Raw genomic sequence first — 16,002 nt, 5'->3', positions numbered from 1 at the left:
AAATCAATAAACTGACATTTTAAGCCGCCCATGCCACAATTTCCGTAAATCGCTTTCCGGCCAGCAGCTCTTTTACCGCCTCGTTCCTGGCTCTGTCGTATGCCTGAAACTGTTTTCTTGCCCGCTCCGGATTATGATATACTTTCCAGTACCCGGACAACAGATAATCCTTTCCTCCGTTTTGAATGAAGCCTTCTACATCCCGAAGCGGATAGTCAAGAAACACTCCAATCTCATGCGGAAAGGAAATATCCTCTCTGGAGTACATGCCGATCCGTTCCGACAAACGATCCAGCGTTTCTTTTACCATATACCCTCTGTATCCGTAAGAAGAAAGAAACCTTCTTATTTTCCCGGTCCGTATATATCTGGCAAACGCTTCTTCCCGATACAAAAATACAAGACAACGTTTCTTCCCGGAAGCGAGGATACGAAAGGAAATACCGGATCCCTCCAATATCCTCTCCAGCATTTCACAGGCATCCGGCGCCATGTTCGTAATCGCTGCAAGCTTAATTCCTTTCAGGAAAGGGGCACACTGCAGAACAAGCTGTGACTGTATCCTCCTCACTTCATCTCCATCTGACAAAAGGTAAGAAACCACTTCTACCGGCATAAATTCCTCCGTATTTTGAAATTGATTATCATTTGCTTTTAACAATATAGCATATCCCACTCAAATTATCAATACATTTTTTGATAACTTTTATCAATTTCAAAAAGAAGGCATCGGAACATCCGACGCCTTCTTTGTTATATTTCTATGGTTCTGATACATTATACAGTACCCGGCTTAACATCTTCTGCAAAGCCTGGACTTCCTTTTTTGTCATTCCGATCGTAAGCTCTTTATCGATCTTTTTGCGGTCCGCCTCCATTCTTTTCTGAATATCATAGGCCTTCTCCGTCAGATAAATGTTTTTACATCGCTTATCTTTCGTGCTGGGGACGATCAGTATAAATCCTTTTTCGTCCAACCTTTTCAGCAACCCTGTCACCGTAGGATTTTTCAGGCTCAATGCCTTTTCCACATCCTTTTGGTTAATCTCTTCTTTTCTGCTGTGAAACAGATAATCCAGCACTGCACATTGGGAGGCTGTTATTCCCAGCGTACGCAGCCTGTTATTAAAATCTTTTTCATATACATTATTGATCTGTTTGAACAAAAAACCGATAGGGAGCCGCTCCTGCATCATATCATCCTTTCTTATCTGGCTGGTCTGGCAAATACAGAAAATATCTGCGTCCTTCCAAGCACTCTGGCAACTGTAAAAAACAACACAATATCTATCGGAAGCAGAATCGCTTCTTTTATAATTCTGGCCGGGAGCAGTACTGCAAAGGCATTTCCATAAAGAAGCGTAAGCCAGTACGTATTTAAAAGCAGATTCACAAAAACTGTCACAAGTGTGTTTGCCACAATAATCCTCTTCAGGCTCACCGGCTTTTTATAGAGCACAACGCCATAGATCAGGCCGGCCAGCAAGCCGCTGATCGTAAATCCCGGGAAAAATGCTCCGATGGGTTTTACTGCGTATTTAGCAATATCGGCGATCGCTCCCATAAATCCTCCCGCTACCGGTCCAAACAACATTCCCGTCAATTCATTTGGGATAAATGCAAATCCAATTCTCAAAAAATCCCCAATCTGAATCGTAGCATAAAATCCCAACACAACCGCCAGCGCAAGCAGCATTGCCATAACCGCAAGTTTTCTGACATCCTGAAATTCATGAAGTGAATCTGCAAATAATTTTTTTGTTTTTTTCATAAAAAAATACCTCCTTTTCGCAGTAGTCCTTTCAGCTACCCATAAGCAGGTATTTCTGTCTATGTGTAGCAGCGGGATGCGGAACATGTACCGCAAGCTTCTTGCTTTTCGTCCCGCTGGCAACTCCCCGTCCAGCCGGCACTTAACGCACACATTCCTACTCTGCTCTTCCTTTTTTGTTTGTGTTCATCCAAATACTATGATGATTTTGTTTTATTCTAGCACACTTCTTGCCATGAAACAATGCTTTCTGACTATTTTTTTACTCCAACCTAATATTCACGGATTACGCTGCTGATTTCATGTACGACATCAAGCTTTTTCAGATCATTCAGCGCATCTGCCATATGGTACTCTTTTACCTCTTCTGTTCCTATAACAAGTTCAGCCATTCCGCTTTTAATTACCTTCTGCACCACCTTGGAAATGCTCACCTTATGAGTAGCCAGTTCTCCTGCAATGGCAGCCAGTACACCCGGCTTATTTACCACCTGCATTCGGATGAAAAACTTATTTTTGATATCTCCCGGATTTTTCACAGGAGTTGTGCGGTAACAGGTACAGCCGATCCGCCCTGTGCAGCCGTACTGCATATTGCGTATTACATCGATCACATCTCCCATGACAGCGCTGGCTGTGGGAAATTCGCCTGCTCCCCGTCCGTAGAACATCACATCATCTACCGCATCTCCATGCACAAACACTGCATTAAAAGAATCCCTTACTGTGGCAAGCGGATGATCTTTGGAAATCAACATGGGATACACGGCCGCTTCAATCTGTCCGTCCCTCTGCCGGGCAATGCCCAGCAATTTAATAACACTGTCAAATTCTTTTGCATACCGGATATCTCTTGCAGTGATTTTGGTAATTCCTTCTGTGTATACATCATCAAACACAACTCTGGAGTGAAAGGCTGTAGAGGCAAGGATGGCTATCTTTCTTCCTGCATCCAGGCCCTGAATATCCGCTGTGGGATCCGCCTCCGCATAGCCAAGCTCTGTTGCCTGATCCAAGGCTTCCTGAAATTCCATATTATCTTCAAACATGCGTGTGAGAATATAGTTGGTCGTTCCGTTGACAATTCCCACTGCATCGGATATTTCGTTTCCGGCCAGACACTGTTTGAGAGGACGGATAATGGGAATCCCTCCTGCCACAGCTGCCTCAAAAAGAAAATCCACTCCGTTTTCCGCCGCTGTTTCATATAACTGTGCTCCGTGAACCGCTACCAGATCCTTATTGGCTGTCACTACGCTTTTGCCTGCGCGCATCGCCTCCAGAATAATGGTTTTCGCCGGCTCAATACCTCCCATCACCTCAATGATAACTGAGATTTCCTCATTTCCAGTAAGATCTCTGTAATTATCTGTCAGAAGACTTGGATCCACTCCTTCTCTCTTCTTTTCAATATTATGTACAAGGATACCCTCAATCTGCAAAGAAACACCTGTTTTTTTCTCTATTTCTTCCTTCTGTCTCTTGGCAAGTTTGTAGACACCGGTTCCTACTGTTCCAAGGCCAAGCAGCCCTGCCTTGATTATCTTTCGTTCTGTCATATGCTCCCTCCGTTTCATGTCGTAAAGTATAGCACAGTTACTATGGTTCTTCCAGAATAAATAAATCATTAACAAATCTATTCTTCTGTTTTCCTTTATTGACAAATACGTAACTAGTTGCTATCATATTAGTAATAAGTTACTATTTTAGATAGGGTTTTCTTCCTATCCACTCAACGGAGGACGTATGGAAATCAATGATCTCATTCAAAAATTTTCTGATTCAACAGAAAATCAATGCAAAGCACTGTTCAGTACGCTGTTCATCGTTGAAAACAGACTGCAGACCATATTTGACAACACCATCCCGGAACTGTCCCTGAAGCAGTTCATGCTCCTGACTATGGTAAGGCAATCGAAGAATCATCCTACTTTCACCCAGCTTGGACGCCTCCTTGGCTGTTCCAGACAGAATATCAAAAAGCTTGCCCTCGCACTGGAAAAGAAGGGATTCGTTACAATCGCCCCCTGTCAGCAGGATGCACGTGCTTCCAGCATTTACCCTACAAGCAAACTAAATGACTATTTTGAAAATGTATTTACTACATATCAAGAGGATCTGCGCTTTCTTTTTGAAGTCTACTCTAAAGAAGAGATCGCACAACTCTTCCGGTTAATGATGAAACTCTACAAAGGGATTGAAAATCTGGAATCAAAAACAGGAAAAAAGGAGAACTAAGTATGAGCAGAATTTTAGTATTGTATCGTTCTAAATATGGTTCAACCAAAAAGTATGCTGATATGTTAAAAGAGGAACTGGCCTGTGACGTCTTCGAAATAGGAAATTTTCCTTTTCATCAGGCGGAGCATTATGATTTTATTATTGCGGCAGGCGGCATATATGCAGGAGGGATATCCGTTATGAAAGATATCCGGCGGAATCAGCGTTTTCTTTCGGATAAAAATGTGGTTATCTTTGCCGTCGGCGCAAGTCCTTTTTATCCCAAAACATTTGAAGAACTTAAAAAGCAAAATTTAAAGGATCTCTCCTTTTCTGTCACCATGTTTTATGGGCGGGGAGCATACGATGAATCTGTCATGAGCTTTAAGGACAGAACTCTGTGCAGAATGTTAAAAAAATCGCTTCAGAAAAGCAAACCAGAGACATTGGAACCATGGATGGAAGCTTTCCTGGAAGCGGATGGTAAAAGCTGTGACTGGACAGACAGAGCTTATCTGGAACCTCTTTTTGATTACCTCAACGTCCGGTCTGCAACTTAGCTTACTATAAATAAATTTTCCTCTATTCAATAGAAAGTTATACAAAATTATGGAAGAACGGCACTTGAAACAGAGTGTCTTTTTCTATGCAGCGAAACAGAATGGCAACGCTTAGAAGAGCGTGATATAATGTTGGTACAGATAAATTATCTATTTTTTCAAACAGCCTCATTGCATAGGAATAACAAACAGTCTATCCTTAAAGTAGGAGGTGTCAAAATGGCAAACGAAAATAAAAAAGATTTTAATGCTATGCTGCACGATAATAAGGATATGCCAAAATTTCAAATCATTACAGACAAGAAAAGCATTGAAAAATATGGTGGAAATAAAATGTATTTTGCACCACCAATCGACTATGACAAAGTAATGAAAAAAATTCCGTATGGTAAAATAATTACCGTTGGGGAAATACGGAAATACTTTGCAGAATTGAGTGGTGCTGATTTTACAGAGCCGATTACAGCAGGAATTTTTGTTTCCATTGTTGCATGGGCGAGTTATCAGCGTTTAGAAGATGAAACGCCTTATTGGAGAACATTGAAAGCAAACGGAGAACTAAATGCTAAATATCCAAATGGTATTGAAGCACAGAAAGAGAAATTAGAAGCAGAAGGACATACTATTATTCAAAAAGGTCGTAAAAATATACGATACTATGTAAAGGATTATGAAAATTCTCTCTTTGATTTGAAGTAATTCAAGTTTGTGCAAAAATTGATTACTTTCTTGTCCGCTTTCCTACCACCGACGCATTAGCGATTATTCGTGATATATTAAAAGCCAATCCCGATTATATGCTCATACATCAAAAACAGGGGCAAATCAAGAATACGAAGAACCGATAGCCCTTGAGAAATAAGGATATGTCGGCAATTCGAGGACTTATGAGAAGATACGAAAAAAGTTGTTTTTTTACGATTTACCAATAATAGTAAAATGGCTACTAAAATCATTACCTAAAATCAGATAATCATTTTAATAGCCATCTGCTAATAGCACCGATTGATTACACCTTTGATTACACTTGAGAACATCAACTATCGGATCCCTTTCTTTTCGGTGCTTTCTGAAGCGACAGACGGGGCTCGAACCCGCGACCCCGACCTTGGCAAGGTCGTACTCTACCAACTGAGCCACTGTCGCATATCTTGTAGTTCGTGTTCATCAGAACAATAAATAATATACTATATGATGTTTTGTTTGTCAACACTTTTTTCAAACTTTTTTATTTATTTTTTCCCTGCTTTTTACAGTCCTGGCAGACGCCGTTTTTTCTTCGGCGCCTGCCAAAACAGGCTTCTATTCCTGGATTTCTTTCTTTTCTTCTCTTACAATCTGAAGTCCCAGCTCATCCAGCTGTTTTTGATCTACCGGCGTAGGCGCTTCTGTCATAAGATCTGATGCATCTTTCACCTTAGGGAAGGCGATTACATCACGGATACTGTCCTCTTTTGCCATCAGCATGACAAGACGGTCCAGACCATATGCCAGTCCTGCATGAGGCGGCACTCCGTATTTAAACGCATTCAAAAGGAATCCGAACTGCTCCTCGGCCTGTTCGGGCGTAAAGCCCAGCACCTCGAACATTTTGCTCTGTATTTCCTGATTAAAGATACGGACGCTTCCTCCGCCGATCTCGTTTCCGTTCAGAACAATGTCATAAGCCTTTGCACGGACTCTTCCCGGATCTGTATCAATATACTGCAGATCTTCTTCCATAGGCATTGTAAATGGATGGTGCATTGCCGTATAACGGTTCTGCTCTTCACTCCACTCAAGAAGCGGAAATTCTGTGATCCAGATAAATTTATACTCGTTTTTATCCAGCAGTTCCATCTGGCGCGCCAGCTCAAGTCGGAGATTTCCAAGAACATCCCAGACAACTTTATTTTTATCAGCTGCAAACAAAAGAAAGTCTCCGTTCTCTCCCTCCATTGCCTGAATAAGGGCTGTCATTTCTTCTTCTTTCATAAATTTCGCAAAAGAGGATTTTACCGTTCCATCCTCCTGGATAGCAATATAAGCGAGGCCTTTTGCACCGAAATCTTTTGCAAAATCCACCAGCTTGTCAATTTTCTTTCTCGGCATTGCGCCCTGCCCTTTGGCGTTGATTCCCCGGACAGTTCCGCCGTTTTCAATAGCCCCTTTAAATACAACAAACTCACAGTCTTTGACAACTTCTGTCACATCATGAAGCTCCATACCAAAACGGATATCCGGCTTATCGGAACCGAAGCGGTCCATAGCCTCCTGCCAGGTCATCCGCGGGATTGGAAGAGACACCTCCACACCCAGCACTTCATGGAAAAGTTTCTTCAGAAGCCTCTCATTGACATCGATCACATCATCCACATCCACAAAGGAAAGCTCCATGTCGATCTGGGTAAATTCCGGCTGGCGATCCGCACGCAGATCTTCATCACGGAAACATTTTGCAAGTTGGAAATAGCGGTCACATCCGGAGCACATCAAAAGCTGCTTAAAAAGCTGCGGAGACTGTGGAAGCGCATAAAAATGTCCATGATGGATACGGCTCGGCACAAGATAATCCCTGGCTCCTTCCGGCGTGCTTCCCACAAGAACAGGCGTCTCTATCTCCAGAAAACCTTCCTCTGCCAGAAACTGTCTTGTCAGTGTAGCCACCTGGCTTCTCATAAGCAGGTTCCTCTGCATATCCGGTCTTCTAAGGTCCAGATAGCGGTATTTCAAGCGCACTTCTTCCTTTGTTTTGGAATTTTCTTCTACCTGAAACGGAGGTGTTTCCGCTTCTGATAAAATACGCAGTTCTTCCGGGATGATCTCAATCTCTCCGGTGGAAATATTTTCATTGACAGCGCCGGAGCGTTTCTCTACTGTTCCCACAATTGCCACTACATATTCTGCACGAAGCTTTGCTGCCTTTTCCAAAAGCGCCGCCTCTGTTTTTCCTTCTTCAAAAACAGCCTGAATGATTCCGGAACGATCCCGCACATCAACAAAGACCAGTCCCCCTTTATTTCTGTTCTTCTGCACCCATCCCATCACGGTAACTTTCTCACCGATCTGTGCTGCAGACAGTTCCCCACAACGGTGGGTTCTTTTTAAACCCTGCATTGATTCTGCCATTGTTTCTCTCTCCTCCTGTTACAGCTTGTCCACGGAATCTGCATAACAATCTATGATCGTCTCATATCCGTCTCCCATAAGCTGTTCCTTTTGAAATTTTTTATTTTTCTTCATATTCGCTACCAGAACCTGTTTTCCTTCTTCTCTGTCCTTCTTGGCAAGTCCCAGCACTTTCAGCACGCCTTCTTTCGGCATGTTCTTTTCCATAAGATAAGCCTTTTTCTCGCCTTTTCTGGGCACTTCATATCCGTTTTCCAGAAGAAGCATAACAATTCTCTCAAAACCGATTGAAAATCCGCAGGCCGGCGTATCCTGGCCGGTAAACTTCCCGATCATCTTATCATAGCGTCCTCCTCCGGCAACGGAACCGCCGAAGTCGTCCATCACAACTTCAAAAATCGTTCCTGTATAGTAGGACTGTCCCCGCACCATAGTCGGAGTGAATTTTATCTTAAAATCAGCTTCTTTTGCAGCCTCGACGCTGGACATGATCATTTCCATGCTGTCTGCTGTCTCTGCTTTGAGGAAATCTCCCAGCTTTTCCTTCAGGAAACGGATACCTCCTGCATCTTCAGGAGTCTCTTCAAAGAGCTTAAGATAAGTATCTACATTTTCTTTTGCATATCCAAGTTCCATCAGCTCTTCTGCCACAGCTTCCGGACCGATCTTGTCCATCTTATCCAGAATGATAAATACATCATCAAAGTCCTTTTCCGCGAATCCGCTGTAAGCGGCCATGGCTTTGAGGATATTGCGGTCATTGATGCATACGGTAAAATTCCGGAAGCCCATTTTGCCAAGCATCGCTGTAGTGGCAAGGATCAGTTCGATCTCTGCCAGGTTGCCCGGCTCTCCAAGAATATCGATGTCACACTGAATAAACTGACGGAAACGTCCTTTCTGCGGACGGTCCGCCCGCCATACATTTCCGATCTGCAGCGCTTTAAAAGGAGACGGCAGATCATTAGAATGATTGGAGTAATATCTTGCAAGAGGCACAGTCAGATCATAGCGCAGACCTCCGTCCACCACATCCGCTTCCTCTGTTGCCTCGGCAATTTTCAGCTTTTCCCCGCGTTTCAAAATTTTGAAAATAAGTTTTTCATTATCTCCGCCCTGTTTGCTGCACAGATTTTCAATGTGCTCCACGCAGGGAGTTTCCATAGACATGAATCCGTAGGTTTTATAGGTGTCTTTGATCATCTGGATCACGTAATCTCTGATTTCCATTTCTCTGGGAAGGATATCTTTCATTCCCGTGACCGGTTTTTTCTTCAGCGCCATAGCCATTCTCCTTTTCGTTCTATCATTTCATCAATACGTCCAATGTAATCCTTGATATTTTTTACATTTTCCACCCGCATCAATGTAGTCTTTCTCTGATTCCTGCTTCCCGGAACAATAATCGACTCATCCAGAAGAATCTTTGTAGAAGCGCCTGCTCCGGCTGCAATAATCGACTGCTTTTCTTCCATAATAAGTATATTGTATATTCCCGCTTTGTCAACCTTTGCATAGCCAACATTTTCAAAATTACCGGCAATATTTTTCTGACGGTACAGATAATAGGGCATAAGATCCATCTTTGCGGCAGCTTCATAAGCTTCCTCGATCATTTTGGGAAGTTCCTCACCCATTTTCACCGGCGCATGTTCCAAAGAAGCGATGGTTCCCGTAGTTGTCTTTTCCTGACCCATTTTTGCCGCCCGCTTAATGGCAAGAGCGTGGACGGTCAGGCTGTCCGGGGCCATTTCACAGATTTGGGACAGCGTATTTTTCATATCTTCCGCCCGCTCCCCGGGAAGCCCTGCGATCAGATCCATATTGATATTATCGAATCCCAGCTCTCTTGCAAGAGCGTATGTCTCCCGGATGTCCTCCACCGTATGTTTCCGCCCGATCAGATCCAGAGTTTTTTGCTGCATCGTCTGGGGATTGATGGAAATTCGTGTAATTTCATGCTGCCTTAAAACCTTTAATTTCCCTTCCGTAATACTGTCCGGCCGGCCGGCTTCCACCGTGTATTCCAGGAGAAATTCCCGTGAAAACGTCCGGTCAATGTGAGTGAGCAGGCGGTCCAGCTGCTCCTCGCTTAAAGTAGTCGGCGTTCCTCCTCCAATATAGATCGTGTTCAGTTTCTTATTTTTTTCTTTTGCCCTCTCCCCAATGTAGGACAGCTCCTTCAACAGGGCATCCACATAAGCTTCTATATGATCTTTCCACGCATCGACAGAACCGGAACTGAAGGAACAGTAGCTGCATACCGAAGGGCAAAAAGGAATACCTACATAAAGGCTGTAACCATCCCGGCAGTCCAGGCCGCTTAAGATCTGTTTTTCGCGTCCGGCAATCTCATAGGCAAGTCTGGCCTTTTGGGGCGTCACAAAAGAGTCTTTTGTAAACCAGTCCACAAATGCCTCCTCATCCATGCCTTCCTCCAGCTTCTGCATGGCAAGCTTTGTAGGGCGCACCCCTGTCAGGATACCCCAGGCCAGTTCCCGCTTCGTATAGCTTTGGCAGGCTTTGTAGAGCTTCACATCCACCATATATTTTCTCTGCTTCCGATCCTCGATTCCAGACAGCTCACACTCCTCAACCGTCAGAATCTGCCCATCCGGAAACTTCATGCGGAGCGTCTCCCCAAGCCCCTGATCCACTGTCTGATGCACTTCCTCCTCCGAAAAAAAAGCCTTCACCAGGTGGTAGGCATTGTATGCATATAAATCTTCCTTACAGCTCAAAAAAATCATAATATTTACAGCCTTTCTTTCACCTTCGCAGTTTTACCCGGGGTATTTCGCAATTTTACCCAGGGATTAACGCAGTTTGGGACGTAACACTTTTAAAGTTTGTTACGTCCCAAGTTGCGTTAAACAAACGGATTATGTTCTCTTTCGTAACCGATCATAGTCTCGCCCATATGTCCCGGATACACTTTCACATCGTCCGGCAAAGTGAAAATCTTCTCCCGGATCCCGCGAACTAAATCTGACATGCTGCTGTTGGGGAAGTCGGTTCTTCCCACAGAGCCCTGAAACAGAGTATCTCCGCTGAACAGCACTTTTTCTTTTTCCACATAATAACATACTCCTCCAGGTGTATGGCCCGGCGTATGGAGTACAAGGAAGTCATATCCGGCAAGGGATAACACCTGATTGTCCCTGATATAGGTAACATCGGAAAAAGTGAATCCTGCTGTATAAATCCCGGAGAGGTTCAGCGCCGGATCCTTCAGGGTGTCTTCTTCCTTCTCATGTACATAAACCGGCACAGGAAACTTTTCAAGAAAGCCTCCTATTCCCATCGTATGGTCAAAATGGCCATGCGTCAGTAAAATGGCCGTTACTTTCAGTTCTTCCTCTTTTATATAATTGAGGATGGAAGGCGGGCATGCAGCCGGGTCGACAATGACGGCCTCTTTTGTCTCTTCATTGGAAACGACATAGCAATTAGTACTGATAATTCCCGTGACAAATTTTTCTATCTTCATGCTGTTTTCACCTCATATCTTATTTTCTATCCCACTGCACGCTCAATGTCTATAACGCCTTCCAGCTGTCTTAATTTTTTCACAACCAAAGATAGCTCCTCCCGTCCATGGACGATAAATCCGGCCTCAATAGTCGCCGTTCCCTGTTTGCTGGTCCGTACATTCATAGATTTTACATCTATTTTGCACTCTGTAAAAATTTTAGACATTTCCATCAAAAGTCCCTGTCTGTCATGAGCATACATTTTAATTTCCGCCAAATACTGGCCGCCGGCTTTCTCTGCCACATCACTCTCCCACTCTGCATCGATGAGCCGGGCTCTTTCTGCTTCTGTAAGATGAAGCATGTTGACACAATCCGTCCGGTGAATGGAAAGCCCCCTTCCCCGGGTCACAAAGCCAACAATCTCGTCTCCCGGAACCGGATTGCAGCATCTGGAAAAACGCACTGCCATATCGTCAATTCCTTTTACTACGATTCCGCTCTTTGATTTGGCAATATGCACTTTGTTTTTCGCAGCCTCTGCCACTTTTTCAAGAACAACCTCGTCTGTAATCTCCTGCTTATGTTCTTTTCCATATTCCTCTACAAGACGGTTTACAACCTGCCCTTCTTTCAAACCTCCGTGGCCGATGGCAGCAAGAACCGAATCCCAATCCCGAAATCCGTACTTTTTCTGCACAACTTCCTGGTATTTCGGTTTCATGATATCGCTTAAAGTAATGGTTTTTGCCTTGCAGTAAGCGGCCACCATCTCTTTTCCGCGGATAATATTCTCTTCTTTAAACTCTTTTTTGAACCACTGGTTGATCTTATTCTTCGCCTGGGTACTTTTGACAATATTGAGCCAGTCTCTGCTTGGTCCTCTGGAGTTCTGAGAAGTCAGAATTTCAATACGGTCTCCGTTTTGAATCTTATAATCAATATTTACCAGCTTCCCGTTGACCCTGGCGCCTACCATCTTATTTCCCACCGCGCTGTGGATGGCATAGGCAAAATCCACCGGCGTCGATCCGTTGGGCAGGCTCTTTACATCCCCGTTTGGAGTAAAGCAGTATACATCTTCTGCAAAGAGATCCAGATCTCCTTTGAGCATACTTAAGAACTCCCGGTTGTCGGACATATCTCTCTGCCATTCCAGGATCTGTCTTAACCAGTTCAGCTTTTCTTCTTCCTGGGCCTTGACATTCTTCTTTCCGTCGTTTGATTCCTTGTATTTCCAATGAGCGGCAATACCATATTCCGCTGTTTTATGCATCTCCTGGGTACGGATCTGTATTTCAAAGGGCTGTCCCACAGAACTCATCAATGTCGTATGGAGGGACTGATACATATTTGCCTTAGGCATGGCGATATAATCCTTAAACCTTCCCGGTATGGGCGTATACATCTCATGGATCACGCCAAGAGCCGCATAGCAGTCCTTGACGGAATCTACAATAATGCGCACCGCGAAAAGGTCATAGATCTGATCCACCGTCTTATCCTGGTTAACCATCTTTTTATAGATACTGAAAAAATGCTTTACTCTTCCATTGATCTCAGCTTTGATGCCTGCATTTTTAATGTGCTGCGACACTTCCTCTACAATCTGCTGCACAAACTCTTCCCGCTCTGTTTTGCGGGCGTTGATCTGATCCACAAGGTCATAGAAGACTTCCGGCTGCGAATATTTCAGCGCAAGGTCATCCAGCTCCGTCTTGATCTTGGAAATACCAAGTCTCTGTGCGATCGGAGCATAGATGTCCATAGTCTCTTTTGCCTTTTCTTTCTGCTTCTCCGGACGCATAAACTGCAGTGTCCGCATATTGTGCAGCCTGTCTGCCAATTTTATGATGATGACACGGATATCCTTTGCCATAGCCAGGAACATTTTTCTTAAATTTTCCGCCTGGACTTCCAGTTTATCCGATGAATAGGACAGCTGTCCCAACTTCGTCACACCGTCAACAAGAAGGGCCACCTCTTCTCCAAATTCTTCCTTGATCCCTTCTTCCGTCATGACAGTATCTTCCACCACATCATGGAGCATCCCTGCCACAATCGTCTCCTTGTCCATCTCCAGATCTGCAAGGATGATCGCAACCCACAGAGGATGAATGATATATGGCTCACCAGATTTCCTGCACTGTCCCTCATGAGCATTCTTCGCAATCCGATATGCCTTTTCCACCATAGACACATCTGTAGAAGGATGATATTTGCGTATCCGTCCGATCAGCATTCGATAAAGCTCATCCGGATCCTGGTAATCAGCAGGTGCTTTTACTGCATGTCCGTCAACGATCTCCAGTCCCAGCATCTGATTTTCCATAATGGATTCCGGCGCTATCCGGTTACGGCTGTCAGATTCATATGTCGTGATCCCCGCCATATCAATTCCCTCCTTTCTCTTCCTTTTCTTTCACACTCTACAAACAATTCTTATTTACCCGGATAAATAATGACAGAGTCCAGATCATAATCACCCAGCCTGTCCCGGCCTTTCAGTCCAGCCAGTTCCATAAGAAATACTATCTTTACTACCTCTCCTCCAAGGCCTTCCACCAGCTTCACGATTGCTTCTGTCGTTCCTCCGGTGGCCATCAGGTCGTCGATGATCACAACCTTTTCTCCCGGCTTTATAGAGTCACGGTGCATTTCAATAGATGCCGTTCCATATTCCAACTCGTATTCAATGGAAACTGTCTCTCTTGGAAGCTTTCCTTTTTTACGAACCGGAATAAACGGTTTTCTCAGATTATAAGCAATGGGGACTCCGAAAATAAAGCCTCTGGACTCTGGTCCTACAACAACGTCAAAATCTATCCCTTCCAGTTTCTCCTGCATCAGATCCACTGCAAGGTGCAGCCCGTCCGCATCTTGCAGCACACTGGTCACATCTCTGAAAATAATCCCCTCTTCCGGAAAATCCGGAATACTTGTTACATATTCTTCTATCGGCTTCATTGTCAAGCCCTCCTATCATATATTTCCGAAGTTAACACTATATTTTAGTATAGCATTAATTCCCCTTTATTGGCAAGAGCAAGCCTTACGTGATCTGATAATGGGTCAGCGTAATCTGTACCCTCTTCTCTCCCATATATTCATTGATACCCGGATAATAAGTGACGGACATACGTATCCTCTGACAGGCCCCGGCAAAAAAATTCTTCTTTACTTCCGCTCCATAATGCCGTTCCACTTCATCCAAGTAAGCCGAAGCATCTCCAAAATATACTGCCTCCATAGAAGTACCATAGCTGTCCCTCACCTGCATCCGCAGCATGTTTCTCTTCTTTCCAATCAGACGAGCTGCGAGAACTTCCACTTGTCTTTGCGCAAAAACCGGTTTCGGATTCCCTTTTCCAAAAGGCTCCAACAGCTCCAGTTCCTTTATAAACTCTTCTGTCACCTGTGCGAAAGGAAGCTCCATATCAATGGATACCTTTTCCTGCATGTCCTCCTCTTTCAAAGTACAGACTGCATTGATTCCCTGACGGAACCGCTCTACATTTTTTCTTGGAAGAGACAGTCCTGCTGCCAGTTTATGACCTCCGAACCGCGTCAGAAGAGCGCTGCACTTATTCAGCTCTTCATACATATGATAGGCTTCGATGGAACGTCCGGAACCTTTTACTTCCTCTCCTGAATCTGTCAGTACAAAAACCGGCTTATAATAATATTCCCTGATACGCCCCGCCACAATCCCGGCCAGACTTTCATGGCACTTTGGCAGATAAAGGACAAGTACTTTGTCTCGCCCTGCTGCTGTTTGTTCTACCAGTTCCATGGCCTGCTTTACTGCGTCCTCTGTCATATCTTTCCTGCTGTCATTCAACGCTTTCAGATCTCCTGCCAGAATATCCGCTTCCGCCTTTGTTCCGGCATCCAGAAGCTCCAGCGCTCTTTTGGCCGTATCCAGCCTTCCACTTGCATTCATACAGGGCCCCATGACAAAGCCGATATGATAGCTGCTGATTCTGGCAGGATCGATCTTTGTACATTCCATAAGAGCTTTCAGTCCCAGATTAGAGGTAGACTGCAGCATTTCCAGTCCCTGCCTGACAAAGACCCGATTCTCCCCTGTAAGATCCATCACATCTCCCACTGTTGCAATCGCCACTTCTTCCATCAGATAATCGATATCTGCCGAATCTTTCCCCGAAGCTTCATACAAAGCTTCCATCAGTTTATAGGCAACGGCCGCTCCGCACAGCCCCTTGAAGGGATAGAGGCAGTCCGCTCTCTTAGGGTCCACCACTGCATCAGCCGGAGGAAGGACATACTTTCTCTCCCCATTTTCCTCCCGGTAGGGAATCTCGTGATGATCTGTCACAACAATGGTCATCCCAAGGCTCTTTCCATAGGCAATCTCCTCCGCTGCTGCAATTCCATTGTCACAGGTTATGATCGTGTCTGCCCCGGCTTCTTTTGCCCGCTCAATGAGATTTTGATTGATCCCGTAACCATCCGTCATGCGGTCCGGAATATCAATGTCTACTACTGCCCCAAGTCCCCGCAGGCCTTCCATCAATATATAAGTCGCATTTACTCCATCAATATCATAATCCCCGATGATACGGATTCTGGCTCCCTCCCGGATCTTTTCCAAAAGAATCTCTACCGCTTTGTCCATATCTTTCATCAGCATCCCATCATACAGATCGGCAATCGTTCCATAGAGATAATCCTGTATTGCCTGATCTCCGATAATTCCCCGATTTCTTACAAGTACTGCCAGATAGGGACTGATATGGAATTTTCTGCTGATACTTTTAAAATCTGCTCCCTTTCTAAGTAAAACCCAACGCTCCATCTTTTTTCTTCCTTACTATGCAAAAGAGGAGTGCGCCGAAACTGCACCCCC

At 44.5% G+C, this 16,002-nt stretch carries 14 protein-coding genes, 1 tRNA gene, 1 pseudogene and 1 riboswitch; of the genes and pseudogenes, 4 read left to right on the top strand and 12 right to left on the bottom strand.

The annotated features are described in order from the left end of the window. Positions 1-19: 19 nt before the first annotated feature. The 4 genes from R2J37_RS06675 to R2J37_RS06660 form a co-directional block, all read right to left on the bottom strand. Positions 20-616, bottom strand: coding sequence for a DUF3793 family protein (locus R2J37_RS06675; protein ID WP_230106500.1), 597 nt, complete (start codon positions 614-616; stop codon positions 20-22). A 145-nt stretch (positions 617-761) separates the two neighbouring features. Next, entirely contained in the window at positions 762-1,193 is a 432-nt protein-coding gene (locus R2J37_RS06670) for a MarR family winged helix-turn-helix transcriptional regulator (RefSeq protein ID WP_230107526.1), read from the bottom strand. A 14-nt stretch (positions 1,194-1,207) separates the two neighbouring features. Beyond that, a complete protein-coding gene (locus R2J37_RS06665) occupies positions 1,208-1,771 on the bottom strand; it encodes a folate family ECF transporter S component (RefSeq protein WP_256195358.1) in 564 nt (187 codons plus the stop codon). 67 nt (positions 1,772-1,838) lie between these two features. Continuing rightward, positions 1,839-1,938: riboswitch (THF riboswitch) on the bottom strand. A 105-nt stretch (positions 1,939-2,043) separates the two neighbouring features. After that, the gene (locus R2J37_RS06660; RefSeq protein WP_230106502.1) at positions 2,044-3,330 is read right to left on the bottom strand and encodes a homoserine dehydrogenase; all 1,287 of its coding nucleotides are present in this window, start codon (positions 3,328-3,330) and stop codon (positions 2,044-2,046) included. A 187-nt stretch (positions 3,331-3,517) separates the two neighbouring features. Here R2J37_RS06660 and R2J37_RS06655 point away from each other — a divergent pair, with 187 nt between their 5' ends. The 4 genes and pseudogenes from R2J37_RS06655 to R2J37_RS15285 form a co-directional block, all read left to right on the top strand. Next, positions 3,518-4,009, top strand: coding sequence for a MarR family winged helix-turn-helix transcriptional regulator (locus tag R2J37_RS06655; RefSeq protein ID WP_316266778.1), 492 nt, complete (start codon positions 3,518-3,520; stop codon positions 4,007-4,009). A gap of 2 nt (positions 4,010-4,011) precedes the next feature. Next, positions 4,012-4,551 (top strand): flavodoxin domain-containing protein, encoded by a 540-nt coding sequence (locus R2J37_RS06650; RefSeq protein WP_230106504.1) that lies wholly within the window; start codon positions 4,012-4,014, stop codon positions 4,549-4,551. Between the two features lie 219 nt (positions 4,552-4,770). Continuing rightward, the gene (locus R2J37_RS06645; RefSeq protein WP_230106505.1) at positions 4,771-5,250 is read left to right on the top strand and encodes an MGMT family protein; all 480 of its coding nucleotides are present in this window, start codon (positions 4,771-4,773) and stop codon (positions 5,248-5,250) included. Between the two features lie 17 nt (positions 5,251-5,267). Further along, a pseudogene (locus tag R2J37_RS15285) lies at positions 5,268-5,354 on the top strand (hypothetical protein); the annotation flags it as partial. Between the two features lie 270 nt (positions 5,355-5,624). Here R2J37_RS15285 and R2J37_RS06640 read toward each other — a convergent pair. The 8 genes from R2J37_RS06640 to recJ all read right to left on the bottom strand — a co-directional run bounded on the left by R2J37_RS06640 (position 5,625) and on the right by recJ (position 15,951). Further along, positions 5,625-5,697: transfer RNA gene (locus R2J37_RS06640), tRNA-Gly, on the bottom strand. 156 nt (positions 5,698-5,853) lie between these two features. Beyond that, positions 5,854-7,659: an aspartate--tRNA ligase gene (aspS, locus tag R2J37_RS06635; protein WP_316266776.1), complete on the bottom strand. Its 1,806-nt coding sequence runs from the start codon at positions 7,657-7,659 to the stop codon at positions 5,854-5,856. Between the two features lie 18 nt (positions 7,660-7,677). Then, positions 7,678-8,949: a histidine--tRNA ligase gene (gene hisS / locus R2J37_RS06630; protein ID WP_256195351.1), complete on the bottom strand. Its 1,272-nt coding sequence runs from the start codon at positions 8,947-8,949 to the stop codon at positions 7,678-7,680. Further along, the gene (gene hemZ / locus R2J37_RS06625; protein WP_316266773.1) at positions 8,934-10,409 is read right to left on the bottom strand and encodes a coproporphyrinogen dehydrogenase HemZ; all 1,476 of its coding nucleotides are present in this window, start codon (positions 10,407-10,409) and stop codon (positions 8,934-8,936) included. Before hemZ ends, hisS begins: the two co-directional genes overlap by 16 nt. Positions 10,410-10,528: 119 nt before the next feature. After that, the gene (locus tag R2J37_RS06620) at positions 10,529-11,149 is read right to left on the bottom strand and encodes an MBL fold metallo-hydrolase (protein ID WP_230106509.1); all 621 of its coding nucleotides are present in this window, start codon (positions 11,147-11,149) and stop codon (positions 10,529-10,531) included. A gap of 26 nt (positions 11,150-11,175) precedes the next feature. Then, the gene (locus tag R2J37_RS06615; RefSeq protein WP_230106510.1) at positions 11,176-13,524 is read right to left on the bottom strand and encodes a RelA/SpoT family protein; all 2,349 of its coding nucleotides are present in this window, start codon (positions 13,522-13,524) and stop codon (positions 11,176-11,178) included. Positions 13,525-13,574: 50 nt separating this feature from the next. Next, positions 13,575-14,099 (bottom strand): adenine phosphoribosyltransferase, encoded by a 525-nt coding sequence (locus R2J37_RS06610; RefSeq protein ID WP_316266771.1) that lies wholly within the window; start codon positions 14,097-14,099, stop codon positions 13,575-13,577. Positions 14,100-14,184: 85 nt separating this feature from the next. Beyond that, positions 14,185-15,951, bottom strand: coding sequence for a single-stranded-DNA-specific exonuclease RecJ (recJ, locus tag R2J37_RS06605; protein ID WP_316266769.1), 1,767 nt, complete (start codon positions 15,949-15,951; stop codon positions 14,185-14,187). Positions 15,952-16,002 lie beyond the last annotated feature (51 nt).

The organism is Claveliimonas bilis (assembly GCF_030296775.1).
Classification (GTDB): Bacteria; Bacillota; Clostridia; order Lachnospirales; family Lachnospiraceae; genus Claveliimonas; species Claveliimonas bilis.
This window is presented reverse-complemented; position numbering and strand designations above follow the sequence as displayed.

What these genes read in the sequence shown, in the direction of transcription:
- R2J37_RS06675 (WP_230106500.1), bottom strand. Translation starts at nt 616, where the DNA reads ATGCCGGTAGAAGTGGTTTCTTACCTTTTGTCAGATGGAGATGAAGTG.
- R2J37_RS06670 (WP_230107526.1), bottom strand. Translation starts at nt 1,193, where the DNA reads ATGCAGGAGCGGCTCCCTATCGGTTTTTTGTTCAAACAGATCAATAAT.
- R2J37_RS06665 (WP_256195358.1), bottom strand. Translation starts at nt 1,771, where the DNA reads ATGAAAAAAACAAAAAAATTATTTGCAGATTCACTTCATGAATTTCAG.
- R2J37_RS06660 (WP_230106502.1), bottom strand. Translation starts at nt 3,330, where the DNA reads ATGACAGAACGAAAGATAATCAAGGCAGGGCTGCTTGGCCTTGGAACA.
- R2J37_RS06655 (WP_316266778.1), top strand. Translation starts at nt 3,518, where the DNA reads ATGGAAATCAATGATCTCATTCAAAAATTTTCTGATTCAACAGAAAAT.
- R2J37_RS06650 (WP_230106504.1), top strand. Translation starts at nt 4,012, where the DNA reads ATGAGCAGAATTTTAGTATTGTATCGTTCTAAATATGGTTCAACCAAA.
- R2J37_RS06645 (WP_230106505.1), top strand. Translation starts at nt 4,771, where the DNA reads ATGGCAAACGAAAATAAAAAAGATTTTAATGCTATGCTGCACGATAAT.
- aspS (WP_316266776.1), bottom strand. Translation starts at nt 7,659, where the DNA reads ATGGCAGAATCAATGCAGGGTTTAAAAAGAACCCACCGTTGTGGGGAA.
- hisS (WP_256195351.1), bottom strand. Translation starts at nt 8,949, where the DNA reads ATGGCTATGGCGCTGAAGAAAAAACCGGTCACGGGAATGAAAGATATC.
- hemZ (WP_316266773.1), bottom strand. Translation starts at nt 10,409, where the DNA reads ATGATTTTTTTGAGCTGTAAGGAAGATTTATATGCATACAATGCCTAC.
- R2J37_RS06620 (WP_230106509.1), bottom strand. Translation starts at nt 11,149, where the DNA reads ATGAAGATAGAAAAATTTGTCACGGGAATTATCAGTACTAATTGCTAT.
- R2J37_RS06615 (WP_230106510.1), bottom strand. Translation starts at nt 13,524, where the DNA reads ATGGCGGGGATCACGACATATGAATCTGACAGCCGTAACCGGATAGCG.
- R2J37_RS06610 (WP_316266771.1), bottom strand. Translation starts at nt 14,099, where the DNA reads ATGAAGCCGATAGAAGAATATGTAACAAGTATTCCGGATTTTCCGGAA.
- recJ (WP_316266769.1), bottom strand. Translation starts at nt 15,951, where the DNA reads ATGGAGCGTTGGGTTTTACTTAGAAAGGGAGCAGATTTTAAAAGTATC.